The following is a 990-nucleotide window of genomic DNA, read 5'->3' as shown; positions in this document are numbered from 1 at the left end:
CGAAGTGGCCAGCATCCGGCAGCTGCGGGCGGCGGCCAGCGCGGCCACGGGCCGGGAATTCAAGCTGCTGCGGGCGGGCGGCCTGAGCTTCTTGGTCACCATGATAAAGGTGACGCGCACGCTGGTGCCGGCCCCCGATGAAGTCTTTCCGCCCTGGCAGGGCATGCAGTACCTGCACAACATGCTGAGCGGGCAGGCCAAGCTGCCCGAGCCGCTCGACAACGACCGGTACCCCGATATTCGATGGACGAAGGTGCGGGACGTGCTGGCGCAGGGTGGCAACTGACACTAGCGTAGCTTTAGCAGCGAGTAGCCACTTTTAGCAGAAGCCCGTCATGCCTCGGCTGCGCTCGGCATGACGGGCTTTTAACCGTTCCTTCCCTCCTACTTCACCTCCGCCTTTTCCAACAACCGCACTACCAGACCGGTCCAGCCGGTTTGGTGGCTGGCGCCCAGGCCGTGGCCGTCGTCGCCGTGGAAGTATTCGTGGAAAAGCAGGTTGTCGCGGAAATGCGGGTCGGTTTGCTCAATTTCGGACTTGCCGAGGGCGGGGCGGCGGCCGTTTTCATCCTTAAGGAACAGGCGGGCGAGGCGGGCCGAGAGGGCATCGGCCACCTGGGCCAGGGTGTGCTTCTGGCCCGAGCCGGTGGGGTACTCCACGGTGAAGCCGTCGCCGTAGTACGTGTGGAAGCGTTGCAGCGACTCGATGATGAGGTAGTTGACCGGGAACCACACGGGGCCGCGCCAGTTGCTGTTGCCGCCGAACATGTCGGAGTCGGCCTCGCCGGCCACGTAGTGCACCGCGAAGCTGTCTTTTTCGCCCAGGTGGTAGCGGTAGGGGTAGTTGAGGTGGTAGCGCGAGAGCGAGCGGATGCCGTGCGGCGAGAGGAATTCGCTTTCGTCGAGCATGCGGGTGAGCACGTGGCGCAGGCGGCTGCGGCGCATGAGGGCCAGCAGGTGGCGGGCGCCATGGCCGGGCTCCTGCCAGCG

General features: G+C 65.7%; 1 protein-coding gene and 1 pseudogene. One reads left to right on the top strand and one right to left on the bottom strand.

All coding sequences use genetic code 11. The annotated features are described in order from the left end of the window. Positions 1-286, top strand: a pseudogene (locus ACYVDE_RS24195) (NmrA family protein); the annotation flags it as partial. Between the two features lie 98 nt (positions 287-384). On the opposite strand, the gene ACYVDE_RS24190 reads toward ACYVDE_RS24195, so the two are convergent. Next, a partial coding sequence (locus ACYVDE_RS24190; protein ID WP_460504076.1) for an MGH1-like glycoside hydrolase domain-containing protein occupies positions 385-990 on the bottom strand: 606 nt, incomplete at its 5' end.

The organism is Hymenobacter agri (genome assembly GCF_054778495.1).
This window is presented reverse-complemented; position numbering and strand designations above follow the sequence as displayed.